The sequence below is a fragment of the Pseudomonas sp. G3-19 genome (assembly GCF_054855875.1).
This window is the reverse complement of the sequence record NZ_JBMPIQ010000003.1, coordinates 4318630-4345300: the sequence shown is the minus strand read 5'-3', so window position 1 is coordinate 4345300 and position 26671 is coordinate 4318630. Positions and strand designations below refer to the sequence as shown.

Sequence of the window (26671 nt, the reverse complement as noted above, 5' to 3'; positions counted from 1 at the left end):
TGTCGGGGCGTTTTTGTTTGCGCAAACCGTCGGACAATTTGCCACGTTGTTGCAGATCCAGTAACGGTGTTTTACTTGAAACCCGCTAAATAGACGCCTCGTTTGCGACCTTGGTAGCGGGACAGGCGCCCGCGAAATTCACTAGACTGCGCATCCTGCTACTCGCTTCCCGAGAAAATAATCCATGTACCGTGACCGTATTCGCCTGCCTTCGTTGTTGGATAAAGTGATGAGCGCCGCCGACGCCGCCGCGCTGATTGAAGACGGCATGACCGTCGGCATGAGCGGCTTCACCCGCGCGGGCGAAGCCAAAGCTGTCCCTCACGCACTGGCCGAGCGAGCCAAGGTCACGCCGCTGAAGATCAGCCTGATGACCGGCGCGAGCCTGGGCAACGACCTCGACAAGCAACTGACCGAGGCCGGCGTGTTGTCGCGGCGCATGCCGTTCCAAGTCGATAGCACCTTGCGCAAGGCAATCAACGCCGGCGAAGTGATGTTCATCGACCAGCACCTGTCGGAAACCGTCGAGCAACTGCGCAACCAGCAACTGAAGCTGCCGGACATCGCGGTGATCGAAGCCGTGGCCATCACCGAGCAAGGCCACATCGTGCCGACCACCTCGGTGGGCAACTCGGCGAGCTTCGCGATTTTCGCCAAGCAGGTGATTGTCGAGATCAACCTGGCGCACAACGCCAACCTCGAAGGCCTGCATGACATCTATATCCCGACCTATCGCCCGACGCGCACGCCGATCCCGCTGGTGAAAGTCGACGATCGCATCGGCAGCACCGCGATCCCGATCCCGCCGGAAAAGATTGTCGCCATCGTCATCACTCAGCAGGCGGATTCGCCGTCCACGGTGTCGACCCCGGATGTCGACACCAATGCCATCGCCGAGCACCTGATCACCTTCTTCAAGCAGGAAGTCGACGCCGGGCGCATGACCAACAGGCTCGGCCCGTTGCAGGCCGGGATCGGCAACATCGCCAACGCGGTGATGTGCGGCCTGATCGATTCGCCGTTCGAAGACCTGACCATGTACTCCGAAGTGCTGCAGGACTCGACCTTCGACCTGATCGACGCCGGCAAGCTGAGCTTTGCGTCGGGCAGCTCGATCACTTTGTCGGAGCGGCGCAACAGCGACGTATTCGGCAACCTGGAGAAGTACAAGGACAAACTGGTGCTGCGCCCGCAGGAGATCTCCAACCACCCGGAAGTGGTGCGTCGTCTGGGTATCATTGGCATCAACACCGCGCTGGAGTTCGATATCTACGGCAACGTCAACTCCACCCACGTCTGCGGCACGCGGATGATGAACGGTATCGGCGGTTCGGGGGACTTTGCGCGCAACGCGCACCTGGCGGTGTTCGTGACCAAATCGATCGCCAAGGGCGGCGCAATTTCCAGCGTGGTGCCGATGGTCAGCCACGTTGACCACACCGAGCATGACGTCGACATTCTGGTGACCGAAGTCGGTCTGGCTGACCTACGCGGCCTGGCCCCACGCGAACGCGCTCGGGTGATCATCGACAACTGTGTGCACCCGGACTATCGCCAGGCGCTGAACGACTACTTCACCGCAGCGTGCGCCATCGGCGGCCATACCCCACACATCCTGCGAGAAGCCCTGAGCTGGCACATCAACCTGGAAGAAACCGGACGCATGCTCGCGGTGTAATCACACAGTCAAACCGCTGATGCAAACACAGTTTGTGTCAGCGGATTTTTTAACCCGCCACATCTGGCAAAAACTGTACTGCTGTACCGGTTGTTTCCTACAGATTTTGCCTACCTCCTTCCTCGAATTGAGCAAAAACGCACCACATTAGTGCTGACAGGTACAGTTTGCTCAATTTCGACCCGTACACCCCCTATAAACAGTTAACTGGTCACTCACAATACAGTTGAACTGTATCTAGAGAGACTAGGCAAACGAGAGGATCATGGGCACCAGTTAAACCACTACCTGATCCCGCCACAAGCGGAAGGATGTCAACCATGGAACGTACACTCAGTTCCGAACTGTTCTTCGAAGACAAAGCTGCAAAAAACCAGGCTTCCCTGCCTCTGCGCGTTATCGCTAACCTGATGTTGTGGCAGCGCCGCATCTCCAGCCGCCACCAACTGGCTCGTCTGGATTCGCGTCTGCTGGCTGACGCCGGTATAAGCGAAGCACAACGCTACGAAGAGCTGAGCAAGCCGTTCTGGCGCTAAGTAGCGTCGCTGGCTCTGGTCGTCAGACCCACCGCCAGCAACCCGAATTGAACACACAAGACCCGTCGCGGGAAACCGCGACGGGTTTTGTCGTTTCAGGGTTCGAAAATGCCCGTACAGCAGAATATTCAAAGTACAGGTACAGTTCTCAATAAACAAAATCTGAACCAGTACAATTTTTCATGAGTGTATCTGCTCGCCAAACTGCATCGGGCGCAGCATGTCCTTAACCCTCCTCGGTTTAAGGAAAACGCCATGAAAGGCTTACAGGATGTTTCGACAGCTTCGACTCTACCCCGCGCTCACTCGCACCTGCTGCGGCGCCTGTTTCGACCCCTGTGGCAAGGACTGGAGCGCGCCAGGACGCGGCGCCTGCTGGCTCAACTGGACCAGCGCGACCTAGCGGATCTGGGCCTCAGCCATGCCGATCGGCTCAGAGAACTGGAGAAACCCTTCTGGCGCTAGCATTCTGCCCACTGTCCGAACCTCGCGCGCAGGCCTAATATCCACGCCAGAACGTGGCGAATCTTCTGTAACCCGCGTCTGACTCATCAGACACAAGCCACCTCTCAATACGGTTTACTATCAGGAGATCCACCATGTCCCGTCTTCGCCTGCTCAGCGCTGCCGCCTTGCTGGCCGTGGCTGCCAACGCCAGTGCCTCCAGCTTCATTGTGACCACCGATGCCGTGGTTGGCGCGCTGAAATCCTCCTCGGACGCCACCTCCGATGTCAGCTCTTCGCTGCGTGACAACAAAGTCGTGATCGCCGCCCGTGACGACGCTGCCAGCTTCGTCGCCAGTGAAGGCCAGATCCGTGGCGTGAAACTGGAAAGTGCTCTGGACCTGATCCGTCATCAGGCACCGCAACTGAATGCGACCGACTTCCAACTGGCGCAAGCCATCCTCGCGATCTGATCCGACGATGCCGCACGGGGCACGCCAGTCGTGTCCCGATGTTTCGCCGCTGGCTCTGGCCCGGGCATTTGCGCTAGCCTTGAAGCTCGTTAACCGTTACCGAGTCTCATGCGTTTATTCAGACTGTTTTTCCCTTGCGTATTGGTCAGTGCCTTCTGGGCGACCTCGGTCGATGCCTTTGATGTCTCCACACAAAACACCGTGGTCAGCGTTTGGGCGACCGGAATGGTGTCTTCCGCACCGTTCGACCGTAAACTGATCATCGCCGCTCACGATGACGCGGCGGCGTTTGTTGCCAGTGACGGTCAATTGCGCGGCGCGCAGCTCGAATCCGCCCTGCATTACTTGCGCAAATCCCGACCAAAACTTCATGTCAGCGACCTTGAACTGGCACAGGCAATTCTCGTCCAATAGTTATCATGATCCCTCGTTAACATTGCCCTCCGGAGTCGTTCCATGCGTAGCCCGCTGATTGCTGCCGCCCTTGGCCTGTTTTTGTTGGCCGATGTGGCCCAGGCACACACCCTGGTAGCCACCAGTAACATCATCGTTCGTGCCTCCCAGCGCACCATCGATTTCACCTCCGATACCACGACGTCGATTCGCGATTCGAAAATCATCCGCGAAGCCCACGACGATGCGGCCAGCTTCGTTGCCACCAACGGCGATATCCGCGGTGCGCACCTGGAAGCCGCCCTCAACACCTTGCGCACGCGCGTGCCGGAAGCTCGCGACGCCAGTGATCAGGTGCTCGCCGAAGCCATCCTCGCCCTGTGAAGTCACTCGGCGCCTGGCTGCTGGCCGGGGCACTGTTGCTGCTTGGCAACAGCGCCCACGCCAGCCTGCAATTGCGGCTCAAGACCGACGGCCTGAGCCCCGCTCAGCAGCAGGCCAGCCAGGCGCTGCTCGATGAAGCCATGCACAAGTTGCCGCCCAGCTTCGTCGAACAACTGGACCGGCGCATCGATGTCGGCTGGACCGACGACATGCCCGGTAACGCCTACGGCCAGGCGACCCTGGTTGCCGAGCTAGACCTGAACCGCAAACTGCTCGCCGGTCTCACCGACGGCAGCGCGGCCACAGAGAAAACCAATCGCCCCCATGGCACTGTGCGCCAGGAACTGCTGGCAACGGTGCTGCATGAACTCACCCACATTTATGACCGCGCGCGCCTGTGGCCCGCCGCCGAGCGCACGCTGATTCAGCGCTGCACTCGCCGCAGCAACAGCGCCGGCCTGGTCGGCATTCCCGACGAGTGCCGAGGCCAGACCGAGCGCCGCTTCACCCTCAGCGATGATCCACGTCTGCTCGATCTCGCCGGCTGGCACCAGTACGTCGGGCGCCGCGGCGAGCGTGAACAACACAATCGTCAGGTGGCCCGCAGCCCGGACCTGTACGAGATCTCCAGCCCGAAAGAGTTTGTCGCGGTCAACATGGAGTATTTCCTCCTCGACCCGAGCTACGCCTGCCGCCGTCCGGCGCTCTATCGCTACTACAAGGCGCGCTTCGGCTGGGCACCACCGGCCAAGGACACTTGCAGCAACACTTTCGCCTTTCTCAACGCCGGCAACGACTTCGCCAAACAGCCCTTGGGCCAGGTCGACCCGGAGCGAGTGTATGCCGTCGATTATCTGCTGGCCGAAGCCAACCAGAACTGGGTCAGCCGCTGGGGCCACAGCATGCTGCGCCTGGTGATCTGCGCACCGGGTCGACCACGGGGCCCGGATTGCCGGCTCGACCTCGACCAGCACCTGGTGCTGTCCTACCGCGCCTTTGTCGGCGACGTGCAGCTGTCGAGCTGGGACGGACTGGTCGGCAAATATCCGTCACGCCTGTTCGTCCTGCCGCTTGCGCAGGTCATCGACGAATACACCAAGACTGAATTGCGCAGCCTCGCCTCGGTGCCATTGAATCTGTCACGCGACGAGATCGAAGGCGTGGTCGAACACGCTGCCGAAATGCACTGGAGTTATGACGGCAACTACTTCTTCCTGTCGAACAACTGCGCGGTGGAAGGCCTGAAATTGCTGCGCAGCGGCAGCAACAACAAGCAACTCGTCGGCCTCGACAGCATCATGCCCAACGGCTTGCTCGAAGTGCTCAAAGGCCGGGGGCTGGCCGACACCAGCGTGCTCGACAATCCCAAGGAAGCCCTGCGCCTGGGCTATCGCTTCGATTCGTTCCGCGATCGCTATCAGGCGATGTTCGATGTGTTGAAAAAGCAGCTGCCGATCAAGCAAACCAGCGTCGAAGATTGGCTATCGCTGTCTGCCGAAGAACGTCGCCAGTGGTTCGAACGTGCAGACCTGCGCACCAGCGCTGCATTGCTCCTGCTGGAACAGGCGAGCTATCGCCGCCAGTTGCTGCTGGCCCAGGACGAGGTCAAGCAGCGCTACCTCGGCGCCCGGGAGCTGGAAAACGGCGGCATGGACAAGGCCAACGCCACCCTGCAGGAAATTCTCGCCAACAGCGGCTTCCTCAGTCGTCCGGCAGAACTGCTCGACAGCCGTGGTTACGGGCTGCCGCAACCAAGCGAGTTCAAGCGCCTGCAGGACGAAAGCGCCCAACGCCAGAAACAACTGCTGGCGCTGAGCGGCGATCTGGACAAGGAAGTGCGCAAGTTGCTGGAACCCAAGCGAGCGGCCGAAATTGCCGCCAGCGAAGCCAACGTGAAGCAGATCGGCGAGCATCTGCGCAGACTGCACAAGGCGTCCGGCGGACTGGAGCTACCCTGAGACAGAAGACTGGAACTGAATCTTGCTCCCGCTCGGCTGCGCAGCAGTCGTAAATCGGTTGAATGCCGAATTTTCAGGGCTGCTCCGCGCCCCAGCGGGAGCAAGCTCACTCGCCACAGATGCTCGTGCCAAATCAGTACAAAACACCATCCAGAATTTCGTAAACGATCCCGGTACCCACCGCGATCAGCACAATGTCACCCCCGGCCCGGCGCCACTCATAACCCGGATACACTGGCAGACGACTCAGCGCCCGACCGTCCAGCCGCTCGCCGTAGTAACCATGCGGTAACGGCCGGCCGCGTTCCAAATGGATTCCCGGAGGTGGCGGTGCGCCGCGCACGAAGTAGCCGTGATTGTCGCGAATGGTCTGCCGTACCGGGCCGAAGTCGCGTGGCGGGCCGCCTCGGTGGTCGTTCTGCGGGCCACGGTGATCGTCACCACGGTTATCGTAGTGGCCCTGCTGCGGGCCGCCGTGGTCATGATCATCGCGTGGATCGGCGCTGGCCAGCAGCGGCGTCGCGCTGAGCATCAGCACGCCCAGTCCGGCAATCAGACGTTTCGGCATTTTCATCAAGTCTTCCTCACTGCACCAACAGCAAAAAGGGATTCAGAACGTGGTTCTGAATCCCTCGGTCTTGCTCAATTAGGCCGTGATGTGAGGCGCTAATTCCTCTGTATCAGGAACTTTACCTTCAGCTGACGCGGGCCTGACGCACGCCCTCGGACAGCGCCTTGCACAGACCCAGCACGCCATCGACAGCCTGGGCCGGCGTGGTCGCATTGGCGATGTGATCGATCAGTGCCGAACCCACCACCACCCCGTCCGCCAAACGAGCGATGGACGCCGCCTGCTCCGGAGTACGGATGCCGAAACCGATGCTGATCGGCAGGTCAGTGTGGCGACGCAAACGGGTGACCGCCTCTTCGACGTGTTCCAGAGTCGCCGCACCGGCACCGGTCACACCGGCCACCGACACGTAGTAAACGAAGCCCGAGCTGCCATTGAGCACTTTCGGCAGACGTGCATCATCAGTGGTCGGGGTGGTCAGGCGGATGAAGTCCAGACCCGCAGCCTGTGCCGGGTCGCACAGTTCATTGTTGTGCTCTGGCGGCATGTCGACCACGATCAGGCCGTCGACGCCCGCGTCTTTGGCGTCAGCGATGAAACGTTCAACGCCATACATGTGGATCGGGTTGAAGTAGCCCATCAGCACCAGCGGCGTGTCGCTGTTGCCTTCGCGAAACTCGCGAACCATTTGCAGGGTTTTCGCCAGATTCTGCTTGGCGCCCAAGGCACGGATATTCGCCAGTTGAATCGCCGGGCCGTCGGCCATCGGGTCGGTGAACGGCATGCCCAGCTCGATCACGTCGGCGCCAGCGCCCGGCAGACCTTTGAGGATCGCCAGCGAAGTGTCGTAGTCCGGATCACCGGCGGTGACGAAGGTCACCAGCGCGGCGCGATTCTGTTGCTTGAGGTCGGCAAAACGGGTTTGCAGGCGGCTCATCAGTGTTTCTCCTGCTTCGACTGTTCCATGTGATGCATGACGGTCTGCATGTCTTTGTCGCCACGGCCGGAGAGGTTGACCACCATCAGGTGATCCTTCGGCAGTTTCGGTGCGCGTTTGAACACTTCAGCCAGCGCATGCGCGCTTTCCAGTGCCGGGATGATGCCTTCGAGGCGGCAGCACTGGTGGAACGCGGCGAGGGCTTCGTCGTCAGTCACCGAGGTGTACTGGACGCGGCCGATGTCATGCAACCAGGCGTGCTCAGGGCCGATGCCGGGATAGTCGAGACCGGCGGAAATCGAGTGGGCGTCAATGATCTGGCCATCGTCGTCCTGCAGCAGGAAGGTGCGGTTACCGTGCAGCACACCCGGTACGCCACCGTTGAGGCTGGCCGCGTGCTTGCCGGTTTCGATGCCGTAACCGGCCGCTTCAACCCCGATGATTTCGACGCTTTGATCATCGAGGAACGGGTGAAACAGGCCCATGGCGTTGGAACCGCCGCCGATGCACGCCACCAGGCTGTCCGGCAGACGACCTTCCTGAGCTTGCAACTGCTCGCGGGTTTCCTTGCCGATCACTGCCTGGAAGTCGCGCACCATGGCGGGATACGGGTGCGGGCCGGCCACGGTGCCGATCAGGTAGAAGGTGCTGTCGACGTTGGTCACCCAGTCACGCAGCGCTTCGTTCATCGCGTCTTTCAGGGTGCCGGTGCCGGCCACCACCGGAATCACTTCGGCGCCCAGCAGCTTCATGCGGAACACGTTGGCCTGCTGACGCTCGATGTCAGTGGTGCCCATGTAGATCACGCAGTCCAGACCGAAACGTGCGGCCACGGTGGCCGTTGCCACGCCGTGCATGCCGGCACCGGTCTCGGCGATGATGCGTTTCTTGCCCATGCGCCGCGCCAGCAGGATCTGGCCGATGCAGTTGTTGATCTTGTGCGCGCCGGTGTGGTTCAGCTCTTCGCGTTTGAGGTAGATCTTCGCGCCGCCGCAGAACTCGGTCAGACGCTCGGCGAAGTACAGCGGGCTCGGACGACCGACATAGTCACGCTGGAAGTAGGCCAGCTCTTCCTTGAACGCCGGATCTTCCTTGGCCGCCTCGTATTCGCGGGACAGATCGAGGATCAACGGCATCAGGGTTTCCGCCACGTAGCGGCCGCCGAACGCACCGAACAGGCCGTTATCGTCAGGGCCGCTGCGCAGGTTGGAGGTGTTCGAAGTCTGGGTCATGATGTGCTCCAGGTGAATTCGGGTAAGAAGACAATGGCGTCCACTCTACCCCTGACCTTCCAGGCTGAAAACCGATAAGATCGCCACAACCTGTCAGGAAAACTCACAGATACCATGAGCCACGACCTTCCCCCGCTGAACGCCTTGCGCGCGTTCGAAGCCACCGCCCGGCTTAACAGCGTTAGTCAGGCGGCCGAACAGCTGCACGTCACTCATGGTGCAGTCAGCCGTCAGCTCAAAGTGCTCGAGGAGCATCTGGGCGTGAGCCTGTTCGTCAAGGATGGTCGCGGCTTGAAACTCACAGATGCCGGCGTTCGTCTGCGAGATGCCAGCGGTGAGGCCTTTGATCGGTTGCGCAGTGTGTGTGCCGAGCTGACGCAAAGCACCGCTGACGCGCCGTTCGTGCTCGGCTGCTCCGGCAGTCTGTTGGCGCGCTGGTTCATCCCACGCTTGGGGCGGCTCAACGCCGATCTGCCGGACTTGCGTCTGCACTTGTCAGCGGGTGAAGGTGATCTTGACCCGCGGCGCCCTGGACTCGATGCCTTGCTGTTGTTCGCCGAGCCGCCATGGCCGGCAGACATGCAGGTCTACGAACTGGCCGCAGAACGCATCGGCCCGGTGATGAGCCCGCTGTTCAGCGGCTACCAACGCCTGCAAGCGGCGCCGGCGTCAGCCTTGCTCAGCGAGCCGCTGCTGCACACCACATCGCGCCCGCAAGCCTGGCCGAGTTGGGCACAGCAAAATCACCTCGACGCCAAGGCGTTGAAGTGGGGGCAAGGTTTTGAGCATTTGTATTATCTGCTGGAAGCCGCAGTGGCCGGACTCGGCGTGGCAATCGCGCCAGAGCCGCTGGTGGCCGAAGACTTGAAGGCCGGTCGCCTGGTTGCGCCGTGGGGCTTTTGCGAAACCCCGGCGCAACTGGCGTTGTGGCTACCCAAGCGCGCCGCAGACGGACGCGCCCGGCAACTGGCGCAATGGCTCAAGAATGAGCTGCGCCAGACGGATCACTCGCCGCGCTTGAACAGCAAATAAGCAGCGAGCAGACCGATTGCACCGACCGCCACACCGGCTGTGGTCCAAGGGTGTTCCTGAGCGTAATCGCGGGTGGCGATGCCGGTCTCGCGGGTTTTCACTTTAACTTCTTCATAGGCATCGCTGAGCAGGCTGCGCGAATGTTTCAGCGCGCTTTCAGCGTTGCTCTTGAGCGCCTTGAGGGTCTTGCGCGACTCGTCGGACGCGTCGTCCTTCAGGCTTTCCAACGATTTGAGCAGACTCTCGATCTCGGCTTCCATGCTTTGCAACGAGGCTTTACGTAAAGAGGTGTTGGCCATGGTGGCTCTCCTGCATTGGTGATGAGTGGCGTGTGTTGGTTGGGACTTCAGCGGTTTGAGAAAGTGCAGAAAATCTGAACTTCGCTTGCATTGAGCCGCCGAAATCATCAGTGCAGATTCACTGCTAGTCTCAAATCCACACATCCAGGAGATCGCCATGAGTGACCATCACACGTACAAGAAAGTCGAGCTGGTCGGCTCGTCCACCAGCAGCATCGAAGACGCCATCAACAATGCGCTGGCTGAAGCGAACAAGAGCATCAAACATCTGGAATGGTTTGAAGTGGTCGAGACCCGTGGCCACATCAAGGATGGCAAGGCTGCGCATTTCCAGGTCACACTCAAAGTCGGCTTCCGGATTGCCAGCAGCTGAGTTTGGGCTACGCTTCTGAACTTGCGCGCTGGCCGAGTGCCATAGGAATGGCAAAGCGCTACAAGGTGAGTGCATCGGCACAGCCGGTGCCCGCCTCTTTTAATCCGACCAGGGAGTGCGACCGATGAAGAAGTTCATATTGGCAGTAGGTTTGTTGAGCCTTGCGGGTGGCGCGTTTGCTGCTGGCAAGCCTTGTGAAGAGTTGAAAAGCGAGATCGCGGCGAAGCTGGATGCCAAGGGCGTTTCCGGGTATTCGCTGGAGGTTGTCGACAAGGGAGCCAATGGCGGAAAAGTTGTGGGCACCTGTGAAGGCGGCACCAAGGAAATCGTCTACAAACGCGGGTGATCGCGATTGAAATGCAAAAGCCGACGCGAAGGCGTCGGCTTTTTTGTGGGCCACTGGTTCCCAATGTGGGAGCGGGCTTGCTCGCGAAAGCGTTATGTCAGCCGACATCCAGGGTGTCTGACACTCCGTCTTCGCGAGCAAGCCCGCTCCCACAGAAGCCGTATTCCAGAGTCAGCCCTTCATGACTTGGGCCAGCAATTCATAGGAATGCAGGCGATCGGCATGCTCATACAGATCGCAGGTGAAAATCAGCTCATCGGCCTGCGTCTGCTCGACCAGCACCTCCAGCTTCGCACGGATCTTCTGCGGGCTGCCAACCATCGCCAGACCGAGGAAATCCCCCACCGCTTCGCGCTCATGGGGCAGCCACAGGCCGTCCATGGTTTTCACCGGCGGACGCTGCACCAGACTCTGCCCACGCATCAGCGCGAGAATTCGCTGGTACACCGAGGTCGCCAGGTAGTCGGCCTGCTCATCGGTATCGGCTGCCACCAACGGCACCCCGAGCATCACGTACGGCTTGTCGAGCACCGCCGACGGTTTGAAGTGATTGCGATAGACGCGAATCGCCTCGTGCATGAAGCGCGGGGCGAAGTGCGAAGCGAAGGCGTAGGGCAACCCGCGCTCACCGGCCAGTTGCGCGCTGAACAGGCTGGAACCGAGCAACCAGATCGGCACGTTGGTGCCGGTGCCGGGCATGGCGATCACCCGTTGATCCGGGGTGCGCGGGCCGAGGAAGCGCGCCAGCTCGGCGACGTCTTCCGGGAAATCATCGGCACTGCCGGAGCGCTCACGACGCAGGGCGCGGGCGGTCATCTGGTCGGAGCCGGGCGCGCGGCCCAGACCCAGATCGATGCGTCCCGGGTACAGGCTTTCAAGAGTGCCGAACTGCTCGGCGATCACCAGCGGCGCGTGGTTCGGCAGCATCACCCCGCCGGAGCCGACACGAATCGTCGAGGTACCGCCGGCCAGGTATCCCAGCAACACCGAGGTGGCAGAACTGGCGATACCGTCCATGTTGTGGTGCTCGGCCACCCAGAAGCGGGTGTAGCCGAATTTCTCGACGTGCTGCGCCAGGTCCAGCGAGTTGCGCAGCGATTGCGCCGGGCTGCCATTCTCGCGCACCGGCACCAGATCGAGGGTGGAAAACTTTACGTCGGACAGTTGCTTCATAAACCTGCGTCTCCGAATGAGGAGGCAGGTTTTTCTTGCGAACGAAAACCTGCCCAATCCATAAGCGTGTTTTATGCAATGAGGGCATATACCCGAGTTTCAATAGCCGCGATGAAATTTCCTACTAAAAAAGTCAACGATTCAACCGGGCTGAACTTTGTCCCGACGTCTATCCTCAGAAGCCTTGCAAGTAAAAACCACGACGGCGCGGCGTTCCGCGCCAGATCTTGAGGAGGCAGACATGGCTATCGTGAAGAAAGCATCCGCACATTGGGCAGGCGATCTGAAAACCGGCATCGGCTCGATCTCTACCGAGACTGGCGTGCTCAGAGAAGCGCCGTACGGCTTCAAGGCCCGCTTCGAGGGCGGCAAGGGCACCAACCCGGAAGAACTGATCGGCGCCGCACACGCCGGCTGTTTTTCCATGGCGTTTTCGATGATTCTCGGTGATGCAGGCCTGAAGGCCGAGAGCATCGACACCCAGGCTGAAGTCACCTTGGATCAGGTCGAGGGTGGCTTTGCCATCACCGCGATCAAGCTGATCCTCAAGGCGAAGATCCCGGGCGCTACTCAGGCGCAGTTCGAGGAACTGAGCAACAAGGCCAAGGAAGGGTGCCCGGTGTCCAAGGTACTGAATGCGAAGATTACCCTTGAGGCTTCGCTGGTTAGCTGATCAGGCATTAACTGCACTGGCGCCATCGCGAGCAGGCTCACTCCTACACTCGATCTCCAGCGGACACATCAAGTGTGAACAATCGGGATCCCCTGTAGGAGTGAGCCTGCTCGCGATGGCAATCCAACAATCACCACAATTCCTGAAGATGTGAGCGAAGTCAGAACCCGCCCCGCAAAAATATGGTCGAATAAGTGACAGCAGCTTCAGCGCACGCCCGTGCGCGCTGCATCAGGGAGCTTCATCTATGAAACGTATTGGCTTGGCGATTCTTTGCAGTGCACTGGCCACAACGGTTCTCGCCGCACCGAAAGACTGCGAAGAATTGAAGAAAGAGATCGAAGTAAAGATCCAGGCGAATGCAGTGCCGTCCTACACACTGGAAATTGTCAGCAAGGAAGAGGCCGACAAGCACGACGTGGCGATGGTTGTCGGCACCTGCGAAAACGGCACAAAAGCGATCGTCTACCAGAAGAACGACATCTGACAGTCCGCTCAAGGCACGCAGTTGATCTGGCGCTCTTCGGCAACTATCTGCCCTTGGCGATTGATCAACCGAGCACTCGGCGTGAACGCCAGCGACCGGGCTTCAAGTCGGTAACGTTGCCCGGCTTCGAAATGATCGTAGCGCACGGTCATGTAACACAGGCGTTCCTGCGGGTCGGTGTCCAAGCCCTGGCTGCCACCGAAGATCTCGAAATCGAAGCGCACCGTCAGCTCATGACTGCCCGGCGCGACCTGGAAAAAGCGCCCGTCCCGCAGGCGCACGTTGTCCAGCCGTTCAGCCATCAGCACCTTACCGCCGGGTGTCGGCATCGAAAAATCGACCCAGGCCTTGCCGGGATCGGCTGCCGGCATCGGGCTCTGGCAGCCAGCAAGCAGACTTGCAGCGAGCAACAACGTCAACCTGTGCATGATCAATGTCCCGTGATTTGGACATCCAGCATAATCCCGATCAGGTTTTCTGGCAGCCTGCGGGTGTGCCCTGCCCTACGACTTTGCGCTGTTCATCATAAAGCCTGGCCCATGGCCGAAAACCGATGCTGCCGGCCTGCAGCTGATAGCGCTGACCGGCGTTGAAGTCCTTGAATGTCAGCTTCAACTGACAATCGCGCCACAGCGGTTCGGCGTCGGGGCCGATGTTGGTGGCTTCGACCGGAAACTGATAACGCACCTTCAACTCATGGCTGCCGGGCTGCACTTCGAAGTAACGTTTGTCGACAGTTGCCTTGTCATCGACTTTCAGCGCTTGCAACGCCGTGTCCTGTTGCCGGGCATCGAGATCAATCCAGGCTTGCGAGGGGTCAGGATCGGGCATTCCGAATCCGGCACAACCGGCCAGCGTCAGCAGGCCTCCTGTCAGCAACAACATGCGCATAGCGAAGCTCCAAATGGCGGGATAGTCTTGCGGGCAGACTTTCCAAAGGATTTTTATTTTGAGCAGGCCGCTTCCAAGCCATGGGTTACTTGATCGCGTTTTTCGGATTTTGTTTCCGGGGGTGATGTTTTTGTTGCTCAACGGTTGTTCCAGCGTCAGCTATTACAGCCAGTTGGCCAGCGGTCAGTTGCAGTTGTTGCGAGCGCGTGAGCCGGTGGCCAAGGTGATTGCCGACCCAAGCCGCGATGCAACCCTGCGCACGCACCTGACCCAGTCGCAAAAGGCCCGGGACTTCGCCAGCGAACAGCTGCACCTGCCGGACAACCAGAGCTATCGGCTGTACGCCGACATCGGCCGGCCGTATGTGGTGTGGAACGTGTTCGCCACCCCGGAGTTTTCCCTGACCCCGCAGAACCATTGCTTCCCGATCGCCGGTTGCGTGGCCTATCGCGGCTACTACAGCCAGAGCGCCGCGCGCGGCGAAGCGGCGATCCAGCGCCTGCAAGGCATGGACGTGGCGATTGGCGGTGTCGAGGCCTATTCAACCCTCGGCTGGTTCAATGACCCGATCCTCAATTCGATGATGGGCTGGGGTGACGAACGCCTGGCCACGCTGATCTTTCATGAACTGGCGCATCAGCGTTTCTATGTGAAAGACGACACCGAGTTCAATGAGTCGTTTGCCACGTTTGTCGAGCAGGAAGGCACCCGCCAGTGGCGGGCGTTTCGTGGCCTGCCGCCGGACACCGATGCCAGGCTCAAGCAGCGCGATCAGTTCATCGAACTGGTGCTCGAAACGCGGTCGCGGCTTGAAGCGCTTTACGCCCAGCCGCTGCCGGCCGAGCAGATGCGCGAGCGTAAAGCAGCGCAATTCGAGCGGTTTCGGCGCGATTACCGGGTGACGCGCGACAGCCAGTGGGCCGGGGACAAGCGCTATGACGCGTGGGTGAACATGCCGCTGAACAATGCGCGGTTGCTGCCGTTTGGGCTGTATGACCAGTGGGTGCCGGCGTTTGCAGCGTTGTTCAGGCAGGTTGGGGGGGATTGGCTGCGGTTTTATGCCGAGGTTGAGAAGTTGGGAGATTTGCCGGTTATCGAGCGTAAGGCAGCACTCAAAGCATTGGCAGAAGCCTGATTTTTCGCGGTCTGTACTGGCCTCTTCGCGAGCAAGCCCGCTCCCACAGGTGACATGCATGCCTCCTGTGGGAGCGGGCTTGCTCGCGAAGACTGACTGATCAGCGCCGCAAAAACGCCTGATGCAACTCAGCCAAAGTCTCAAAGTGATAAGCCGGCGCTTCGGCACTCAACTCTTCAAAACTGCCAAACCCATAGCCCACTGCCGCCGCGTCCACGCCGTTGCTGCGCGCGCCGATCAGATCATGCTTGCGGTCGCCGATCATCAGCGTATTGGCCGGATCCAGCCCTTCTTCAGCAATCAGGTGCGCAATCAGCTCGACCTTGTTGGTCCGCGTGCCATCCAGCTCACTGCCGTAGATCACCTTGAAGTATTTGGCGAAGTCGAAGTGCCGGGCGATTTCCCGGGCGAACTCCCAAGGTTTGGAGGTCGCGATGTACAGCTGTCGCCCTTGCCCGCTCAGGGTCTCGAGCAACGGTGTGACGCCATCGAACACACGGTTTTCGTACAGGCCGGTGACCTTGAAGCGCTCACGATAGAAATTTACCGCCTCCCAGGCCTTGGCCTCGTCGAAGCCATAGAACTGCATGAACGCCTGCAACAGCGGCGGGCCGATGAAGTGTTCGAGTTTGCTCAGGTCCGGCTCGTCGATGCCGAGTTTGCTTAAGGCAAACTGGATGGAACGGGTGATGCCTTCACGCGGGTCGGTCAGGGTGCCATCGAGGTCGAACAGTACGGTCTGGTAATGCATGAGAAATCCTGAGCAGGTGTAGGTCGTTTCAGAGCTGGTCGTAGCCTTCGGCCAGATGCAGATCCTTGAGCTTCACGTAGTTCGCCGCGCTGTAGGTGAAGAAGGCTTGTTCCTTGTCGGTCAGCGGGCGGATCTGCTTCACCGGGCTGCCCACGTACAGGAAACCGCTTTCCAGGCGCTTGCCCGGCGGTACCAGGCTGCCGGCGCCGATGATCACGTCGTCCTCGACCACCGCACCGTCCATGACGATGCTGCCCATGCCGATCAGCACGCGACTGCCGACGCTGCAGCCATGCAGCATGACCTTGTGGGCGATGGTCACGTCATCGCCGATCAGCAACGGAAAACCGTCCGGGTTGAACGGCCCGGCGTGAGTGATGTGCAGCACGCAGCCGTCCTGCACGCTGGTGCGCGCGCCGATACGGATGCGGTGCATGTCGCCACGGATCACGGTCAGCGGCCACACGGAGCTGTCTTCGCCGATTTCGACGTCGCCGATCACCACCGCGGAGGCGTCGACAAACGCGCCTTGACCGAGCTGCGGGGTGTGATTCTGGTACTTGCGAACGGGCACGATAAGTTCTCTCTCTGTCGCCGATAGCTGCGGTGAGTGTCGATTGTAATTAAGATGGGCGCATGTTTCTTCCAGCCAAGGTGCCAACCGTGAGCGTGAACAACCCTCTTCTGCAGTCCTACGACCTGCCGCCGTTCTCCACGATCCGTGCCGAACACGTGCTGCCAGCCATCGAAACGATCCTGGCCGACAACCGCGCCGCCATCGCCGAAATCCTCAAGACCCAAGGCCAGAATCCGACGTGGGCCGGCCTGGTGCTGGCGATGGACGAACTCAACGATCGCCTCGGCGCTGCCTGGAGCCCGGTCAGCCACCTCAATGCCGTGTGCAACAGCGCCGAACTGCGCGAAGCCTACGAGTCGTGCCTGCCGGCCCTGAGCGCCTACTCCACCGAGATGGGCCAGAACCGCGAGCTGTTCCAGGCCTATGAAGCGCTGGCCAACAGCCCGGAAGCCGCCGGTTTCGACGTGGCGCAAAAAACCATTCTGGAACACGCCCTGCGCGATTTCCGTCTGTCGGGTATCGACCTGCCGGAAGCCGAACAGAAGCGCTACGCCGAAGTGCAGAGCAAACTGTCCGAGCTGGGCAGCCGCTTCTCCAACCAACTGCTCGACGCCACACAAGCCTGGACCAAGCACGTCACTGAGGAGGCTGCCCTCGCCGGCCTGACTGATTCGGCCAAGGCGCAAATGGCTGCCGCCGCGCAGGCCAAAGGCCTCGACGGCTGGCTGATCACCCTGGAATTCCCGAGCTACTACGCGGTGATGACCTACGTCCAGGACCGCGCGCTGCGTGAAGAAGTCTACGCCGCCTACTGCACCCGTGCGTCGGATCAAGGCCCGAACGCCGGTCAGAACGACAACGGCCCGGTCATGGAAGAGATCCTCGACCTGCGTCAGGAACTGGCAAAACTCTTGGGCTTCGCCAGTTTCTCCGAGCTGAGCCTGGCCACGAAAATGGCCGAGTCCAGCGATCAGGTGCTGAGCTTCCTGCGCGACCTGGCCAAACGCAGCAAGCCGTTCGCTGCGCAGGATCTGCAGCAGCTGCGCGCCTACGCCGCCGAACAGGGCTGCGCCGATCTGCAAAGCTGGGACAGCGGTTTCTACGGGGAAAAACTCCGCGAGCAACGCTACAGCGTCGCTCAGGAAACCCTGCGTGCGTACTTCCCGATCGATAAAGTCCTCGGCGGTCTGTTCGCTATCGTCCAGCGCCTGTACGGCATCGAAATCGCCGAACTGAAAGGCTTCGACACCTGGCACCCGGACGTGCGCCTGTTCGAAATCAAGGAAAACGGCCAGCACGTCGGGCGCTTCTTCTTCGATCTCTACGCCCGCGCCAACAAGCGTGGCGGTGCGTGGATGGACGGCGCCCGCGACCGTCGCCGCACCGTCGACGGCGTGCTGCAAAGCCCGGTGGCCAACCTGGTGTGCAACTTCACCCCGGCAGACAGCGGCAAGCCTGCGCTGCTGACCCACGATGAAGTGACCACCCTGTTCCACGAATTCGGTCACGGCCTGCATCACCTGCTGACCCGCGTTGATCACGCCGGTGTCTCGGGGATCAACGGCGTGGCGTGGGATGCGGTCGAGCTGCCAAGCCAGTTCATGGAAAACTGGTGCTGGGAGCCGGAAGGCCTGGCGCTGATCTCCGGTCACTACGAAACCGGCGAGCCGCTGCCACAGGACCTGCTGGAGAAAATGCTCGCGGCGAAGAACTTCCAGTCCGGGTTGATGATGGTTCGTCAGCTGGAATTCTCGCTGTTCGACTTCGAACTGCACGCCACTCACGGTGACGGCCGCAGCGTGGCGCAAGTGCTGGAAGGCGTGCGCGACGAGGTGTCGGTCATGCGTCCACCGGCGTACAACCGCTTCCCCAACAGCTTCGCGCACATCTTCGCCGGCGGTTACGCCGCGGGTTACTACAGCTACAAGTGGGCGGAAGTGCTGTCAGCCGATGCCTTCTCCAGGTTCGAAGAAGACGGCGTGCTCAACGCCGAAACCGGACGCGCCTTCCGCGAAGCGATTCTGGCGCGTGGCGGCTCGCAGGCACCGATGGTGCTGTTCGTCGACTTCCGTGGCCGTGAGCCATCGATTGACGCACTCTTGCGCCATAGCGGCCTGAGTGAGGACGCAGCAGCATGAGTGAGGCACCTGTGATTACCAAGAAGCGCTTTATCGCCGGGGCTGTCTGCCCGGCGTGCAGCGAGCCGGACAAACTGATGATGTGGAACGAGGACAGCGTGCCGCACCGTGAGTGCGTGGCCTGCGGTTACTCGGATACGCTGAACGAGCAAGGGCTGTCGGTTCCCAAGGAACTGGGCACGCGGGTCAATACCAGCGCGCTCAAGCCGGCGCCGGACAAGACCGTCCAGGCCGTGCAGTTCTTTCCGAATCCGAAGCTGAAGAAAAAGTCCGAAGACTGAGCCGACGCATGACCCTCCACGGTGCAATGCCGTGGAGGGTGCGGCTTACTTGAGGTTGACCGACTGGAACCAGCTCTTCATCGAGCAGGTGGCAAAGGCACTGGTGCTGCAGTCGCCGTTGGCCAGCGCGGTGCGCAGTTTGTCGACATCGGCTTGCATCACATAACGCACGCCATCCTTGAAATGGCCGCTTTCACCAAAACCACCCTGCGTCATTTCATTCAGCGCGTCTTCCTTGCTCCAGCCCTGCACCACAATCCGGTACATCGCCGCCATCAGGCCGGTGCGGTCGGAGCCATGTTTGCAATGCATCAGCACCGGTCCATTGGCTTCGGCAGCCTGAATCGCGCGCAGCGTCTTGAGCACATCGGCGTCATCGACATGGTTGGTGCGATAAGGCAGTTGCACTTGATTGATGCCCGGCTCGGACAGCCAGCTGCTGTCAGCTTCCGGCAGGAAGTTGATCACCGTCGCCACTTTCAGGTTCTTCAGCAACGGCACTGCGCCGCCATCCGGCAAGGCGCTGCGGTAGAGGGTTGGCGACATCTGGAACAGGTTGTACTGCACTTCAACCGGTTGCGCCCATTCAGGGGGACGCGATGTTGCAGCGGCGTCAGCCTGGGCCGGCATCAAGTGCAACAAGGCAACAAGCGACAAACACAAAGCAGGGAAAAGGCGCACTCGAGACATGCTGGGCTGACCGTATCGGAATTCATCAATGAAAGGCCTCGCAGCTTCCACGTCTGACGGTCAAAGCCCTGTGAGGCACTTGTCAAAGAATCGTGAATCCGTGCGATTTCATTGAGCACTCAGGTAAAAAACCGCAGCTTTTTCCGCTGAATCGGTTCAACCCGATGCATAGCCTGCTACCATTTGTCACACGATGTTGCAGGCGTCCCCCTTTTCCCGGTCAACCACCGGGCCACGCCGCGACGAAAAAATGCTCACGCCGTTCGCAGAAACGGCGGACAACCATCAATGCCTGATGAGGTGCACCCCCATGTCTGACGCAGATCGAGACAACCCGCGGCGTGAGTTCTTGCGCAAATCCCTGACCCTGATTCCCGTGGTCACCCTCGCCGGTAGCGGTCTGGGCAGCAGCGTGTTGCAAGCGGCGCCTGAAGCGGCCCCGTCGACGCCCGCAGCCACACCGGCCAAAGCTGACGCCAGCGCTTATCAGCCGAGCTATTTCACCGCCGAGGAATGGGCCTTCATCAACGCCGCCGTGGCACACCTCATCCCCAATGACGAGCAAGGCCCGGGGGCTCTGGAAGCCGGCGTGCCGGAATACATCGACCGCCAGATGAACACCCCGTATGCCGCCGGTGCCCTGTGGTACATGCAAGGCCCGTTCAACGCCGACGCCGCGCCGGAGATGGGCTGGCAGAGCAAACTGGTGCCAAAAGAGATCTATCGCCTGGGCATCGCTGCCACGGATCAGTGGGCAAAATCCCTCAACGGTAAAACATTTGCTGAGCAAGACAGCGCTACCCGAGAAGATTTGCTCAAGCAGCTCGAAGCCGGCAAACCACAGTTCGATGCGGTTCCAGCGAAGATTTTCTTCAGCCTGCTGCTGCAAAACACCAAGGAAGGGTTCTTCTGCGACCCGATCCACGGCGGCAATAAAGGCATGGTCGGCTGGACCATGATCGGCTTCCCCGGCGCCCGCGCCGATTTCATGGATTGGGTGGAACGCAACGAGCAATACCCCTTCCCGGCAGTTTCGATTCGCGGCGAGAGGGCTTGAGCATGGCAACCGTAATGAAGAAGGTCGACGCAGTGATCGTCGGTTTCGGCTGGACTGGCGCGATCATGGCCAAGGAGCTGACCGAGGCCGGGCTCAACGTGCTGGCGCTGGAGCGCGGGCCGATGCAGGACACCTACCCCGACGGCAACTATCCACAGGTGATCGACGAACTCACCTACAGCGTGCGGAAAAAACTCTTTCAGGACATCTCGAAAGAAACCGTCACCATCCGCCACAGCGTCAACGACATCGCCCTGCCGAATCGCCAGTTGGGTGCATTTCTGCCGGGCAATGGCGTCGGCGGCGCCGGTTTGCACTGGTCGGGCGTGCACTTTCGCGTCGATCCGATCGAGCTACGCATGCGCAGCCACTACGAAGAGCGTTACGGCAAAAGTTTCATCCCCAAGGACATGACCATCCAGGACTTCGGCGTCAGCTATGAAGAGCTGGAGCCGTTCTTCGATTTCGCCGAAAAGGTCTTCGGCACCTCCGGCCAGGCCTGGACCGTGAAGGGCCAACTGGTCGGTCAGGGCAAGGGCGGTAACCCTTACGCACCGGACCGCTCCAATCCGTTCCCGCTGGAAGCGCAGAAGAACACCGTTTCCGCACAACTGTTCGGCAAAGCGGCGACAGAGGTCGGTTACAAACCCTACAACCTGCCCTCCGCGAATACCTCAGGCCCGTACACCAATCCCTACGGCGCACAGATGGGCCCGTGCAACTTCTGCGGGTTCTGCAGCGGTTACGTTTGCTACATGTACTCCAAGGCCTCTCCGAACGTGAACATTCTGCCGGCGCTCAAGCCACTGCCGAATTTCGAGCTGCGGCCCAACTCGCATGTGCTGCGGGTCAACCTCGACAGCACCAAGTCCAAGGCCACCGGCGTGACGTACATCGACGGCCAGGGCCGCGAGATCGAGCAGCCGGCGGACCTGGTGATCCTCGGCGCCTTCCAGCTGCACAACGTGCGCCTGATGCTGCTCTCGGGCATCGGCAAGCCGTACGACCCGATCAGCGGCGAAGGCGTGGTCGGGCGCAACTTCGCCTACCAGAACATGGCGACCATCAAGGCGTTCTTCGACAAGGACACCCACACCAACAACTTCATCGGCGCCGGCGGCAACGGCGTGGCGCTGGACGATTTCAACGCCGACAACTTCGACCACGGCCCGCATGGCTTCGTCGGCGGCTCGCCAATGTGGGTCAACCAGGCGGGCAGCCGCCCGATTGCCGGCACCTCAAACCCGCCCGGCACCCCGGCCTGGGGCAGCCAGTGGAAACGCGCGACCGCCGATTACTACACCCACCAGGTGTCGATGGACGCCCACGGCGCGCATCAGTCCTACAGAGGCAACTACCTCGATCTGGATCCGGTGTACCGCGATGCCTACGGCTTGCCGCTGCTGCGCATGACCTTCGACTGGCAGGAAAACGACATCAAAATGAACCGCTTCATGGTCGAGAAAATGGGCAAGGTCGCTCAAGCCATGGGCCCGAAAGCCATCGCGGTGATCGGCAAGCAGGTCGGTGATCATTTCAACACCGCGGCCTACCAGACCACCCACCTCAACGGTGGCGCAATCATGGGCACCGATCCGAAGAAGAGTGCCCTGAACCGTTATCTGCAGAGCTGGGACGTGCACAACGTATTCGTGCCAGGTGCGTCGGCGTTCCCGCAAGGCTTGGGTTACAACCCGACCGGGCTGGTGGCGGCGTTGACCTACTGGTCGGCCAAGGCGATTCGTGAGCAATACCTGAAAAACCCCGGCCCGCTGGTTCAGGCATAAGGAGCGATGACCATGAAAAATCTTGTTATCGCCATCTTGGCGCTGCTCGGCAGCACGGCTGTACACGCCGCCGACGATGATCAGGCGTTGATCAAACAAGGCGAATACCTCGCCCGCGCGGGTGACTGCGTGGCCTGCCACACCGCCAAGGGCGGCAAGCCGTTCGCCGGCGGCCTGCCGATGGAAACCCCGATCGGCACGATCTACTCGACCAACATCACCCCGGACAAAACCGGTGTCGGCGATTACAGCTTTGAGGACTTCGACAAAGCCGTGCGCCATGGCGTGGCGAAAAACGGCAGTACCTTGTACCCGGCGATGCCGTATCCGTCCTACGCCCGTGTCAGCGAAACCGACATGCAGGCGCTGTACGCCTACTTCATGCACGGCGTCGAACCGGTGGCGCAGGAGAACAAGGCCAGCGACATCCCATGGCCGCTGAGCATGCGCTGGCCGCTGATGGGCTGGCGCTGGCTGTTCGCGCCGAAGGTCGAGGACTACAAGGCAACCTCGGATGATCCGGTGATCGATCGCGGCGCCTACCTGGTCGAAGGCCTCGGCCATTGCGGCGCCTGCCATACGCCACGGGCGCTGACCATGCAGGAAAAATCCCTGAGCGCGGCGGACGGCAAGAACTTCCTCGCCGGCAGTGCGCCGCTGGAAGGCTGGATCGCGAAAAGTCTGCGCGGTGATCACAAGGATGGCCTGGGCAGCTGGAGCGAAGAGCAGCTGGTGCAATTCCTCAAGACCGGTCGCAGCGACCGCAGTGCAGTGTTCGGCGGCATGAGCGATGTGGTCACCCACAGCATGCAATACATGACCGATGCCGACCTCACTGCGATCGCCCGCTACCTCAAGTCGCTGCCCGCAACTGATCCGAACGATCAGCCGCACCAGTACGATGAGAAAGCGGCCAAAGCCCTGTGGAACGGCGACGACAGCCAGCGTGGCGCAGCGGTGTACATCGACAACTGCGCGGCCTGCCACCGTACCGACGGCCACGGCTACACCCGGGTGTTCCCAGCGCTGGCGGGCAATCCGGTGCTGCAATCGGAGGATCCGACATCGCTGATCCACATCGTGCTCAAGGGCGGCACCCTGCCGGCGACACACACTGCACCGTCGACCTTCACCATGCCGGGATTCGCCTGGCGGTTGTCGGATCAGGAAGTGGCGGATGTGGTGAGTTTCATCCGTGGCAGCTGGGGCAACAAAGGGGCGCCGGTGAAAGCCACTGACGTTGCCGAACTACGCAAGGAGGATATGAAGCACACCTCCGGCGATGACCTCGGTCAGGTCACGCAACACAACTGACCAGTCGCCCGACGGCACTAGCCAGATGAGCAACGCCCCGATACTGTATATGCACACAGTATCGGGGCGTTTTCATGTCTACTCCATTGCCACCGCGCGGCCGCGGCACCGCGACCAACCCGCACAACCGCTTTGCGCCGAACCGTTCGGTGGCCGAGGACGACGGCTGGTATCAGGAAGTGCCCGAAACGCAGAACACCGAGGTAATGATCGAAACCGCGAAAACCATCATTACCCGCAACACCTCGCCGGACCTGCCGTTCGACCGCTCGATCAACCCCTATCGCGGCTGCGAGCACGGCTGCATCTATTGCTATGCGCGACCCAGCCACGCCTATTGGGACATGTCGCCGGGGCTGGATTTCGAAACTCGGCTGATCGCCAAGACCAACGCCGCCCAGGTGCTTGAGGAACAGTTGAGCAAACGCGGTTACCAATGCGCGCCGATCAATCTTGGCTCCAACACCGATCCGTATCAGCCCATCGAGCGCGAGCACAGGATCACCCGGCAGACTCTTGAAGTGCTGCTGCGCTACCGGCACCCGGTAACCATTGTCACCAAAGGTTCGCTGATTTTGCGCGACCTCGACCTGCTCACCGAGCTGGCGCAGCAACGGCTGGTGGCGGTGATGATCAGCCTGACCACGCTGGACGATGAACTCAAACGCATCCTCGAACCCCGTGCCGCTGCACCGAAAGCACGGCTGCGGGCGATCCGGGTGATGCGCGAAGCAGGCATTCCGGTGGGGGTGCTGTGTTCGCCGATGATCCCTATGATCAACGACAGCGAAATCGAAAGCCTGCTGACCGAGGCACATGCCGCCGGTGCACAAAGTGCCGCCTATATGATGCTGCGCCTGCCGCTGGAAGTGGCGCCGCTGTTCGAGGAATGGCTGCAGGCGCACTATCCACAGCGTGCGGCCCATGTCCTGAGCCTGATCCGCCAGAGCCGTGGCGGTGAGCTCTACGACAGCCGGTTCGGTGCGCGGATGCGCGGCGAGGGGCCGTTCGCCGACCTGCTCGCGCAACGTTTCGCCAAAGCCATTAAACGTCTCGGTTTAAACCACCGTGAGGGCTATAACCTCGACTGCACGGCCTTCTGTCCGCCAGGGGCACAAATGGCTCTGCTGTAGGCAGAGCGCAAAACAATAAAAAATCGCTTGATGGAGTCTGGCTCCATCAAGCGATTATTTAGAACTACTGGCTTCGGAGAAGCTGTTACTTGAACCAGTTACTGATCCAGTCGACGATGCGGCGGGCGGTATTCTTGATGTTTTCCCAAGCGTTTTTCACCCATTCGACAAACTGTTCAACAATATTGCTGACCCAGAAATAGATCTCGTTGTATAACTTGCTGAAAAACGCCATGATCTGGTCCGACACAGAAAGGATTGCCCCCTGAGTCGCTGGATACTTTTCACCAATGCCAATTGCCTTATCGAACATATCATCGATCATCTTGTTGGAAGATTCTTTCTGCGCTGCGCGCTTCTCCTCCATACGCTTCCTGAACTCCTCGCTGGCAGCGTCACCACCACCGCTTTCCTTGAACCGCTCGGTGTCCGCGGTGATCTGATTCTGAATTTCATTGGTGTTAACGGCACCGTTTCTTTGCGAATCTTCTTTCAAGCCTTCAACTGCCGCGGTTTCTTCCGGTGTCAGCGAAGTGAGCGCAGAAACGGTTGGATAAACCGGTTTGACCAGAGCTTGGCGGCGCGCCCCAGGCGTATGATCGCAACTTGCCTTATGAAATTCGCGCAGTGCATTCATGGTAGTAACAAAAGTAGTTTGAGTTGTCATCTTTTCAATCCTTGAATAATTAATTAGACGGACACACCAATTATGCCCGCCAAAAAAACTATAGGAATAAAACGATTGAGCCACAACAACTTAGTCATTTCAAAATAATAAAGTCGACTACAAACAGAACAACTAACATGAGACTAAAGCCAACTAATACTAACTTCCTCCTCATTATCAAATGACATAGATAAAAAATTCTTCAGCATGATCGCGCAGCCTTCTGTCCGCCGGGTCGCCACATGTCGTTGATTTAGCGACAATTGGCTTATGGTTGAGGGTTGGAAGCCTTGCGTCGAAACACGCCAGTCACGTTTTTTGTGACCTGGAACACACGTTCTAGAGCGCTCGATTCAGTTTGAGTTAAGTTTCGGCGGCTACCTTGTTCATCGAGTGACTGACGGGTCGGGATGGCCCGGATGTTTTAAACAGCCACTGGCTTCATACCGGAATACACGGGAACGACTCCCCGAATCCGCCAAAGAGGATGAATCATGAGTGACAAGGATAAACAGCCGTTGGCTGCGTCGGCGCAAGCCGTCCCTGGGGCGGAATCCGCCGATGCAGCGCTGCGAACGATCGTTGACGGCTTTTTGCATTTTCATCATGAGATCTTCCCGCAGCAGGAAGAACTCTTCAAGAAACTCGCCACGGCGCAATCGCCACGGGCGATGTTCATCACCTGCGCCGACTCGCGCATCGTGCCCGAGCTGATCACCCAGAGTTCGCCAGGCGATCTGTTCGTGACCCGTAACGTCGGCAACGTCGTGCCGCCTTACGGCCAGATGAACGGTGGCGTTTCCACTGCCATCGAATACGCGGTACTAGCGCTGGGCGTGCAACACATCATCATCTGCGGCCACTCCGATTGCGGTGCCATGCGCGCAGTGCTCAATCCGGACAGCCTGGAAAAAATGCCGACGGTCAAAGCCTGGTTGCGCCACGCCGAAGTGGCAAAAACCATGGTGCACGAAAACTGTAACTGCACCGACGAAAAAGAAAGCATGCCGATCCTCACCGAGGAGAACGTCATCGCCCAACTGCAGCACTTGCGTACCCATCCTTCGGTAGCCTCACGCATGGCGAACGGTCAACTGTTCATCCATGGCTGGGTCTACAACATCGAAACCAGCGAAATCAAGGCTTACGACGCGGATCAGGGACGCTTCCTGCCGCTCGACGGCAGCCATCCGATTCCGGTGGCGACGCCCAAAGCGCGCTTCTAAATCCTCCTAAAAATCTGTGTGGTTTGATGCCGGCC

The 26671-nt window shown here is 60.1% G+C and carries 31 protein-coding genes; 20 read left to right on the top strand and 11 right to left on the bottom strand.

Annotated elements, in window-relative coordinates; genetic code table 11:
- Positions 1-184: 184 nt before the first annotated feature.
- From ACOYXI_RS20005 to ACOYXI_RS19975, 7 genes are all read left to right on the top strand, one after another.
- Positions 185-1678: an acetyl-CoA hydrolase/transferase family protein gene (locus ACOYXI_RS20005; RefSeq protein WP_134785112.1), complete on the top strand. Its 1494-nt coding sequence runs from the start codon at positions 185-187 to the stop codon at positions 1676-1678.
- Positions 1679-1998: 320 nt separating this feature from the next.
- A complete protein-coding gene (locus tag ACOYXI_RS20000) occupies positions 1999-2214 on the top strand; it encodes a DUF1127 domain-containing protein (protein ID WP_007962833.1) in 216 nt (71 codons plus the stop codon).
- Between the two features lie 255 nt (positions 2215-2469).
- Positions 2470-2679, top strand: coding sequence for a DUF1127 domain-containing protein (locus ACOYXI_RS19995; protein WP_098966513.1), 210 nt, complete (start codon positions 2470-2472; stop codon positions 2677-2679).
- A gap of 134 nt (positions 2680-2813) precedes the next feature.
- Positions 2814-3131: a DUF2388 domain-containing protein gene (locus tag ACOYXI_RS19990; protein WP_007962831.1), complete on the top strand. Its 318-nt coding sequence runs from the start codon at positions 2814-2816 to the stop codon at positions 3129-3131.
- A 108-nt stretch (positions 3132-3239) separates the two neighbouring features.
- Positions 3240-3545: a DUF2388 domain-containing protein gene (locus ACOYXI_RS19985; protein WP_098966511.1), complete on the top strand. Its 306-nt coding sequence runs from the start codon at positions 3240-3242 to the stop codon at positions 3543-3545.
- Between the two features lie 42 nt (positions 3546-3587).
- Positions 3588-3908: a DUF2388 domain-containing protein gene (locus ACOYXI_RS19980; protein WP_007911662.1), complete on the top strand. Its 321-nt coding sequence runs from the start codon at positions 3588-3590 to the stop codon at positions 3906-3908.
- Positions 3905-5866 (top strand): DUF7844 domain-containing protein, encoded by a 1962-nt coding sequence (locus ACOYXI_RS19975; protein WP_461675214.1) that lies wholly within the window; start codon positions 3905-3907, stop codon positions 5864-5866. The genes ACOYXI_RS19980 and ACOYXI_RS19975 overlap by 4 nt, the downstream gene beginning before the upstream one ends.
- 133 nt (positions 5867-5999) lie before the next feature.
- Here the strand turns inward: ACOYXI_RS19975 and ACOYXI_RS19970 are convergent, their stop codons facing one another.
- The 3 genes from ACOYXI_RS19970 to trpB form a co-directional block, all read right to left on the bottom strand.
- Positions 6000-6440 carry an anti-virulence regulator CigR family protein gene (locus ACOYXI_RS19970; RefSeq protein WP_047597088.1) on the bottom strand — a complete coding sequence of 147 codons (441 nt, stop codon included), beginning with the start codon at positions 6438-6440 and terminating at the stop codon, positions 6000-6002.
- Positions 6441-6561: 121 nt separating this feature from the next.
- The gene (gene trpA / locus ACOYXI_RS19965) at positions 6562-7374 is read right to left on the bottom strand and encodes a tryptophan synthase subunit alpha (RefSeq protein ID WP_135294677.1); all 813 of its coding nucleotides are present in this window, start codon (positions 7372-7374) and stop codon (positions 6562-6564) included.
- On the bottom strand, positions 7374-8606 hold the full coding sequence (gene trpB, locus ACOYXI_RS19960; protein WP_134785108.1) for a tryptophan synthase subunit beta: 1233 nt from the start codon (positions 8604-8606) through the stop codon (positions 7374-7376). Before trpB ends, trpA begins: the two co-directional genes overlap by 1 nt.
- 114 nt (positions 8607-8720) lie before the next feature.
- Here trpB and ACOYXI_RS19955 point away from each other — a divergent pair, with 114 nt between their 5' ends.
- On the top strand, positions 8721-9638 hold the full coding sequence (locus tag ACOYXI_RS19955; RefSeq protein ID WP_134785107.1) for a LysR family transcriptional regulator: 918 nt from the start codon (positions 8721-8723) through the stop codon (positions 9636-9638).
- Here the strand turns inward: ACOYXI_RS19955 and ACOYXI_RS19950 are convergent.
- Positions 9611-9937 (bottom strand): ElaB/YgaM/YqjD family protein, encoded by a 327-nt coding sequence (locus ACOYXI_RS19950; RefSeq protein WP_003220391.1) that lies wholly within the window; start codon positions 9935-9937, stop codon positions 9611-9613. The genes ACOYXI_RS19955 and ACOYXI_RS19950 overlap by 28 nt on opposite strands.
- A 157-nt stretch (positions 9938-10094) precedes the next feature.
- On the opposite strand from ACOYXI_RS19950, the gene ACOYXI_RS19945 reads away from it, so the two are divergent.
- Together ACOYXI_RS19945 and ACOYXI_RS19940 are read left to right on the top strand one after the other, a co-directional pair.
- Positions 10095-10310 carry a dodecin gene (locus ACOYXI_RS19945; protein WP_027610201.1) on the top strand — a complete coding sequence of 72 codons (216 nt, stop codon included), beginning with the start codon at positions 10095-10097 and terminating at the stop codon, positions 10308-10310.
- A 124-nt stretch (positions 10311-10434) separates the two neighbouring features.
- A complete protein-coding gene (locus ACOYXI_RS19940) occupies positions 10435-10656 on the top strand; it encodes a DUF1161 domain-containing protein (RefSeq protein WP_135294675.1) in 222 nt (73 codons plus the stop codon).
- A gap of 171 nt (positions 10657-10827) precedes the next feature.
- Here ACOYXI_RS19940 and ACOYXI_RS19935 read toward each other — a convergent pair whose 3' ends face one another.
- Positions 10828-11829, bottom strand: coding sequence for an LLM class flavin-dependent oxidoreductase (locus tag ACOYXI_RS19935; RefSeq protein WP_047297487.1), 1002 nt, complete (start codon positions 11827-11829; stop codon positions 10828-10830).
- A gap of 241 nt (positions 11830-12070) precedes the next feature.
- Here ACOYXI_RS19935 and ACOYXI_RS19930 point away from each other — a divergent pair, with 241 nt between their 5' ends.
- Complete coding sequence (locus ACOYXI_RS19930) at positions 12071-12502, top strand: OsmC family protein (RefSeq protein WP_007962818.1); 432 nt, start codon at positions 12071-12073, stop codon at positions 12500-12502.
- Between the two features lie 247 nt (positions 12503-12749).
- A complete protein-coding gene (locus tag ACOYXI_RS19925) occupies positions 12750-12989 on the top strand; it encodes a DUF1161 domain-containing protein (RefSeq protein ID WP_027610205.1) in 240 nt (79 codons plus the stop codon).
- 8 nt (positions 12990-12997) lie between these two features.
- On the opposite strand, the gene ACOYXI_RS19920 is transcribed toward ACOYXI_RS19925, so the two are convergent.
- Complete coding sequence (locus ACOYXI_RS19920) at positions 12998-13417, bottom strand: PA0061/PA0062 family lipoprotein (protein WP_027610206.1); 420 nt, start codon at positions 13415-13417, stop codon at positions 12998-13000.
- A gap of 40 nt (positions 13418-13457) precedes the next feature.
- Positions 13458-13880, bottom strand: coding sequence for a PA0061/PA0062 family lipoprotein (locus ACOYXI_RS19915; protein WP_096797306.1), 423 nt, complete (start codon positions 13878-13880; stop codon positions 13458-13460).
- A gap of 58 nt (positions 13881-13938) precedes the next feature.
- Between ACOYXI_RS19915 and ACOYXI_RS19910 the strand changes: the two genes are divergently transcribed.
- Complete coding sequence (locus ACOYXI_RS19910; protein ID WP_461675213.1) at positions 13939-15015, top strand: aminopeptidase; 1077 nt, start codon at positions 13939-13941, stop codon at positions 15013-15015.
- A 100-nt stretch (positions 15016-15115) separates the two neighbouring features.
- On the opposite strand, the gene ACOYXI_RS19905 is transcribed toward ACOYXI_RS19910, so the two are convergent.
- Both ACOYXI_RS19905 and ACOYXI_RS19900 read right to left on the bottom strand, forming a co-directional pair.
- A complete protein-coding gene (locus ACOYXI_RS19905) occupies positions 15116-15766 on the bottom strand; it encodes an HAD family hydrolase (protein ID WP_139054999.1) in 651 nt (216 codons plus the stop codon).
- Between the two features lie 28 nt (positions 15767-15794).
- The gene (locus ACOYXI_RS19900) at positions 15795-16340 is read right to left on the bottom strand and encodes a gamma carbonic anhydrase family protein (RefSeq protein ID WP_027610210.1); all 546 of its coding nucleotides are present in this window, start codon (positions 16338-16340) and stop codon (positions 15795-15797) included.
- A 62-nt stretch (positions 16341-16402) separates the two neighbouring features.
- Here ACOYXI_RS19900 and prlC point away from each other — a divergent pair, with 62 nt between their 5' ends.
- Entirely contained in the window at positions 16403-18481 is a 2079-nt protein-coding gene (gene prlC / locus ACOYXI_RS19895; RefSeq protein ID WP_461675212.1) for an oligopeptidase A, read from the top strand.
- Positions 18478-18762, top strand: coding sequence for a YheV family putative zinc ribbon protein (locus tag ACOYXI_RS19890; RefSeq protein WP_007962808.1), 285 nt, complete (start codon positions 18478-18480; stop codon positions 18760-18762). The genes prlC and ACOYXI_RS19890 overlap by 4 nt, the downstream gene beginning before the upstream one ends.
- Before the next feature lie 45 nt (positions 18763-18807).
- On the opposite strand, the gene ACOYXI_RS19885 is transcribed toward ACOYXI_RS19890, so the two are convergent.
- The gene (locus ACOYXI_RS19885) at positions 18808-19452 is read right to left on the bottom strand and encodes a dual specificity protein phosphatase family protein (protein ID WP_027610212.1); all 645 of its coding nucleotides are present in this window, start codon (positions 19450-19452) and stop codon (positions 18808-18810) included.
- A gap of 310 nt (positions 19453-19762) precedes the next feature.
- On the opposite strand from ACOYXI_RS19885, the gene ACOYXI_RS19880 reads away from it, so the two are divergent.
- From ACOYXI_RS19880 to ACOYXI_RS19865, 4 genes are all read left to right on the top strand, one after another.
- Positions 19763-20509 carry a gluconate 2-dehydrogenase subunit 3 family protein gene (locus ACOYXI_RS19880; RefSeq protein WP_027610213.1) on the top strand — a complete coding sequence of 249 codons (747 nt, stop codon included), beginning with the start codon at positions 19763-19765 and terminating at the stop codon, positions 20507-20509.
- A gap of 2 nt (positions 20510-20511) precedes the next feature.
- Positions 20512-22296, top strand: coding sequence for a GMC family oxidoreductase (locus ACOYXI_RS19875; protein ID WP_047597066.1), 1785 nt, complete (start codon positions 20512-20514; stop codon positions 22294-22296).
- Positions 22297-22308: 12 nt separating this feature from the next.
- Positions 22309-23610, top strand: coding sequence for a c-type cytochrome (locus tag ACOYXI_RS19870; RefSeq protein ID WP_461675211.1), 1302 nt, complete (start codon positions 22309-22311; stop codon positions 23608-23610).
- Between the two features lie 74 nt (positions 23611-23684).
- On the top strand, positions 23685-24743 hold the full coding sequence (locus ACOYXI_RS19865; RefSeq protein ID WP_134785099.1) for a PA0069 family radical SAM protein: 1059 nt from the start codon (positions 23685-23687) through the stop codon (positions 24741-24743).
- An 85-nt stretch (positions 24744-24828) separates the two neighbouring features.
- Here the strand turns inward: ACOYXI_RS19865 and ACOYXI_RS19860 are convergent, their stop codons facing one another.
- On the bottom strand, positions 24829-25410 hold the full coding sequence (locus ACOYXI_RS19860) for a hypothetical protein (protein ID WP_461675210.1): 582 nt from the start codon (positions 25408-25410) through the stop codon (positions 24829-24831).
- Positions 25411-25904: 494 nt separating this feature from the next.
- On the opposite strand from ACOYXI_RS19860, the gene ACOYXI_RS19855 reads away from it, so the two are divergent.
- On the top strand, positions 25905-26636 hold the full coding sequence (locus ACOYXI_RS19855) for a carbonic anhydrase (RefSeq protein WP_461675209.1): 732 nt from the start codon (positions 25905-25907) through the stop codon (positions 26634-26636).
- Positions 26637-26671: the final 35 nt, after the last annotated feature.

Bases quoted from the DNA above. Each gene is read 5' to 3' on its own strand.
- ACOYXI_RS20005 (WP_134785112.1), top strand. From the start codon at position 185: ATGTACCGTGACCGTATTCGCCTGCCTTCGTTGTTGGATAAAGTGATG.
- ACOYXI_RS20000 (WP_007962833.1), top strand. From the start codon at position 1,999: ATGGAACGTACACTCAGTTCCGAACTGTTCTTCGAAGACAAAGCTGCA.
- ACOYXI_RS19995 (WP_098966513.1), top strand. From the start codon at position 2,470: ATGAAAGGCTTACAGGATGTTTCGACAGCTTCGACTCTACCCCGCGCT.
- ACOYXI_RS19990 (WP_007962831.1), top strand. From the start codon at position 2,814: ATGTCCCGTCTTCGCCTGCTCAGCGCTGCCGCCTTGCTGGCCGTGGCT.
- ACOYXI_RS19985 (WP_098966511.1), top strand. From the start codon at position 3,240: ATGCGTTTATTCAGACTGTTTTTCCCTTGCGTATTGGTCAGTGCCTTC.
- ACOYXI_RS19980 (WP_007911662.1), top strand. From the start codon at position 3,588: ATGCGTAGCCCGCTGATTGCTGCCGCCCTTGGCCTGTTTTTGTTGGCC.
- ACOYXI_RS19970 (WP_047597088.1), bottom strand. From the start codon at position 6,440: ATGAAAATGCCGAAACGTCTGATTGCCGGACTGGGCGTGCTGATGCTC.
- trpA (WP_135294677.1), bottom strand. From the start codon at position 7,374: ATGAGCCGCCTGCAAACCCGTTTTGCCGACCTCAAGCAACAGAATCGC.
- trpB (WP_134785108.1), bottom strand. From the start codon at position 8,606: ATGACCCAGACTTCGAACACCTCCAACCTGCGCAGCGGCCCTGACGAT.
- ACOYXI_RS19955 (WP_134785107.1), top strand. From the start codon at position 8,721: ATGAGCCACGACCTTCCCCCGCTGAACGCCTTGCGCGCGTTCGAAGCC.
- ACOYXI_RS19950 (WP_003220391.1), bottom strand. From the start codon at position 9,937: ATGGCCAACACCTCTTTACGTAAAGCCTCGTTGCAAAGCATGGAAGCC.
- ACOYXI_RS19945 (WP_027610201.1), top strand. From the start codon at position 10,095: ATGAGTGACCATCACACGTACAAGAAAGTCGAGCTGGTCGGCTCGTCC.
- ACOYXI_RS19940 (WP_135294675.1), top strand. From the start codon at position 10,435: ATGAAGAAGTTCATATTGGCAGTAGGTTTGTTGAGCCTTGCGGGTGGC.
- ACOYXI_RS19935 (WP_047297487.1), bottom strand. From the start codon at position 11,829: ATGAAGCAACTGTCCGACGTAAAGTTTTCCACCCTCGATCTGGTGCCG.
- ACOYXI_RS19930 (WP_007962818.1), top strand. From the start codon at position 12,071: ATGGCTATCGTGAAGAAAGCATCCGCACATTGGGCAGGCGATCTGAAA.
- ACOYXI_RS19925 (WP_027610205.1), top strand. From the start codon at position 12,750: ATGAAACGTATTGGCTTGGCGATTCTTTGCAGTGCACTGGCCACAACG.
- ACOYXI_RS19920 (WP_027610206.1), bottom strand. From the start codon at position 13,417: ATGCACAGGTTGACGTTGTTGCTCGCTGCAAGTCTGCTTGCTGGCTGC.
- ACOYXI_RS19915 (WP_096797306.1), bottom strand. From the start codon at position 13,880: ATGCGCATGTTGTTGCTGACAGGAGGCCTGCTGACGCTGGCCGGTTGT.
- ACOYXI_RS19905 (WP_139054999.1), bottom strand. From the start codon at position 15,766: ATGCATTACCAGACCGTACTGTTCGACCTCGATGGCACCCTGACCGAC.
- prlC (WP_461675212.1), top strand. From the start codon at position 16,403: ATGTTTCTTCCAGCCAAGGTGCCAACCGTGAGCGTGAACAACCCTCTT.
- ACOYXI_RS19890 (WP_007962808.1), top strand. From the start codon at position 18,478: ATGAGTGAGGCACCTGTGATTACCAAGAAGCGCTTTATCGCCGGGGCT.
- ACOYXI_RS19885 (WP_027610212.1), bottom strand. From the start codon at position 19,452: ATGTCTCGAGTGCGCCTTTTCCCTGCTTTGTGTTTGTCGCTTGTTGCC.
- ACOYXI_RS19880 (WP_027610213.1), top strand. From the start codon at position 19,763: ATGTCTGACGCAGATCGAGACAACCCGCGGCGTGAGTTCTTGCGCAAA.
- ACOYXI_RS19875 (WP_047597066.1), top strand. From the start codon at position 20,512: ATGGCAACCGTAATGAAGAAGGTCGACGCAGTGATCGTCGGTTTCGGC.
- ACOYXI_RS19870 (WP_461675211.1), top strand. From the start codon at position 22,309: ATGAAAAATCTTGTTATCGCCATCTTGGCGCTGCTCGGCAGCACGGCT.
- ACOYXI_RS19865 (WP_134785099.1), top strand. From the start codon at position 23,685: ATGTCTACTCCATTGCCACCGCGCGGCCGCGGCACCGCGACCAACCCG.
- ACOYXI_RS19860 (WP_461675210.1), bottom strand. From the start codon at position 25,410: ATGACAACTCAAACTACTTTTGTTACTACCATGAATGCACTGCGCGAA.
- ACOYXI_RS19855 (WP_461675209.1), top strand. From the start codon at position 25,905: ATGAGTGACAAGGATAAACAGCCGTTGGCTGCGTCGGCGCAAGCCGTC.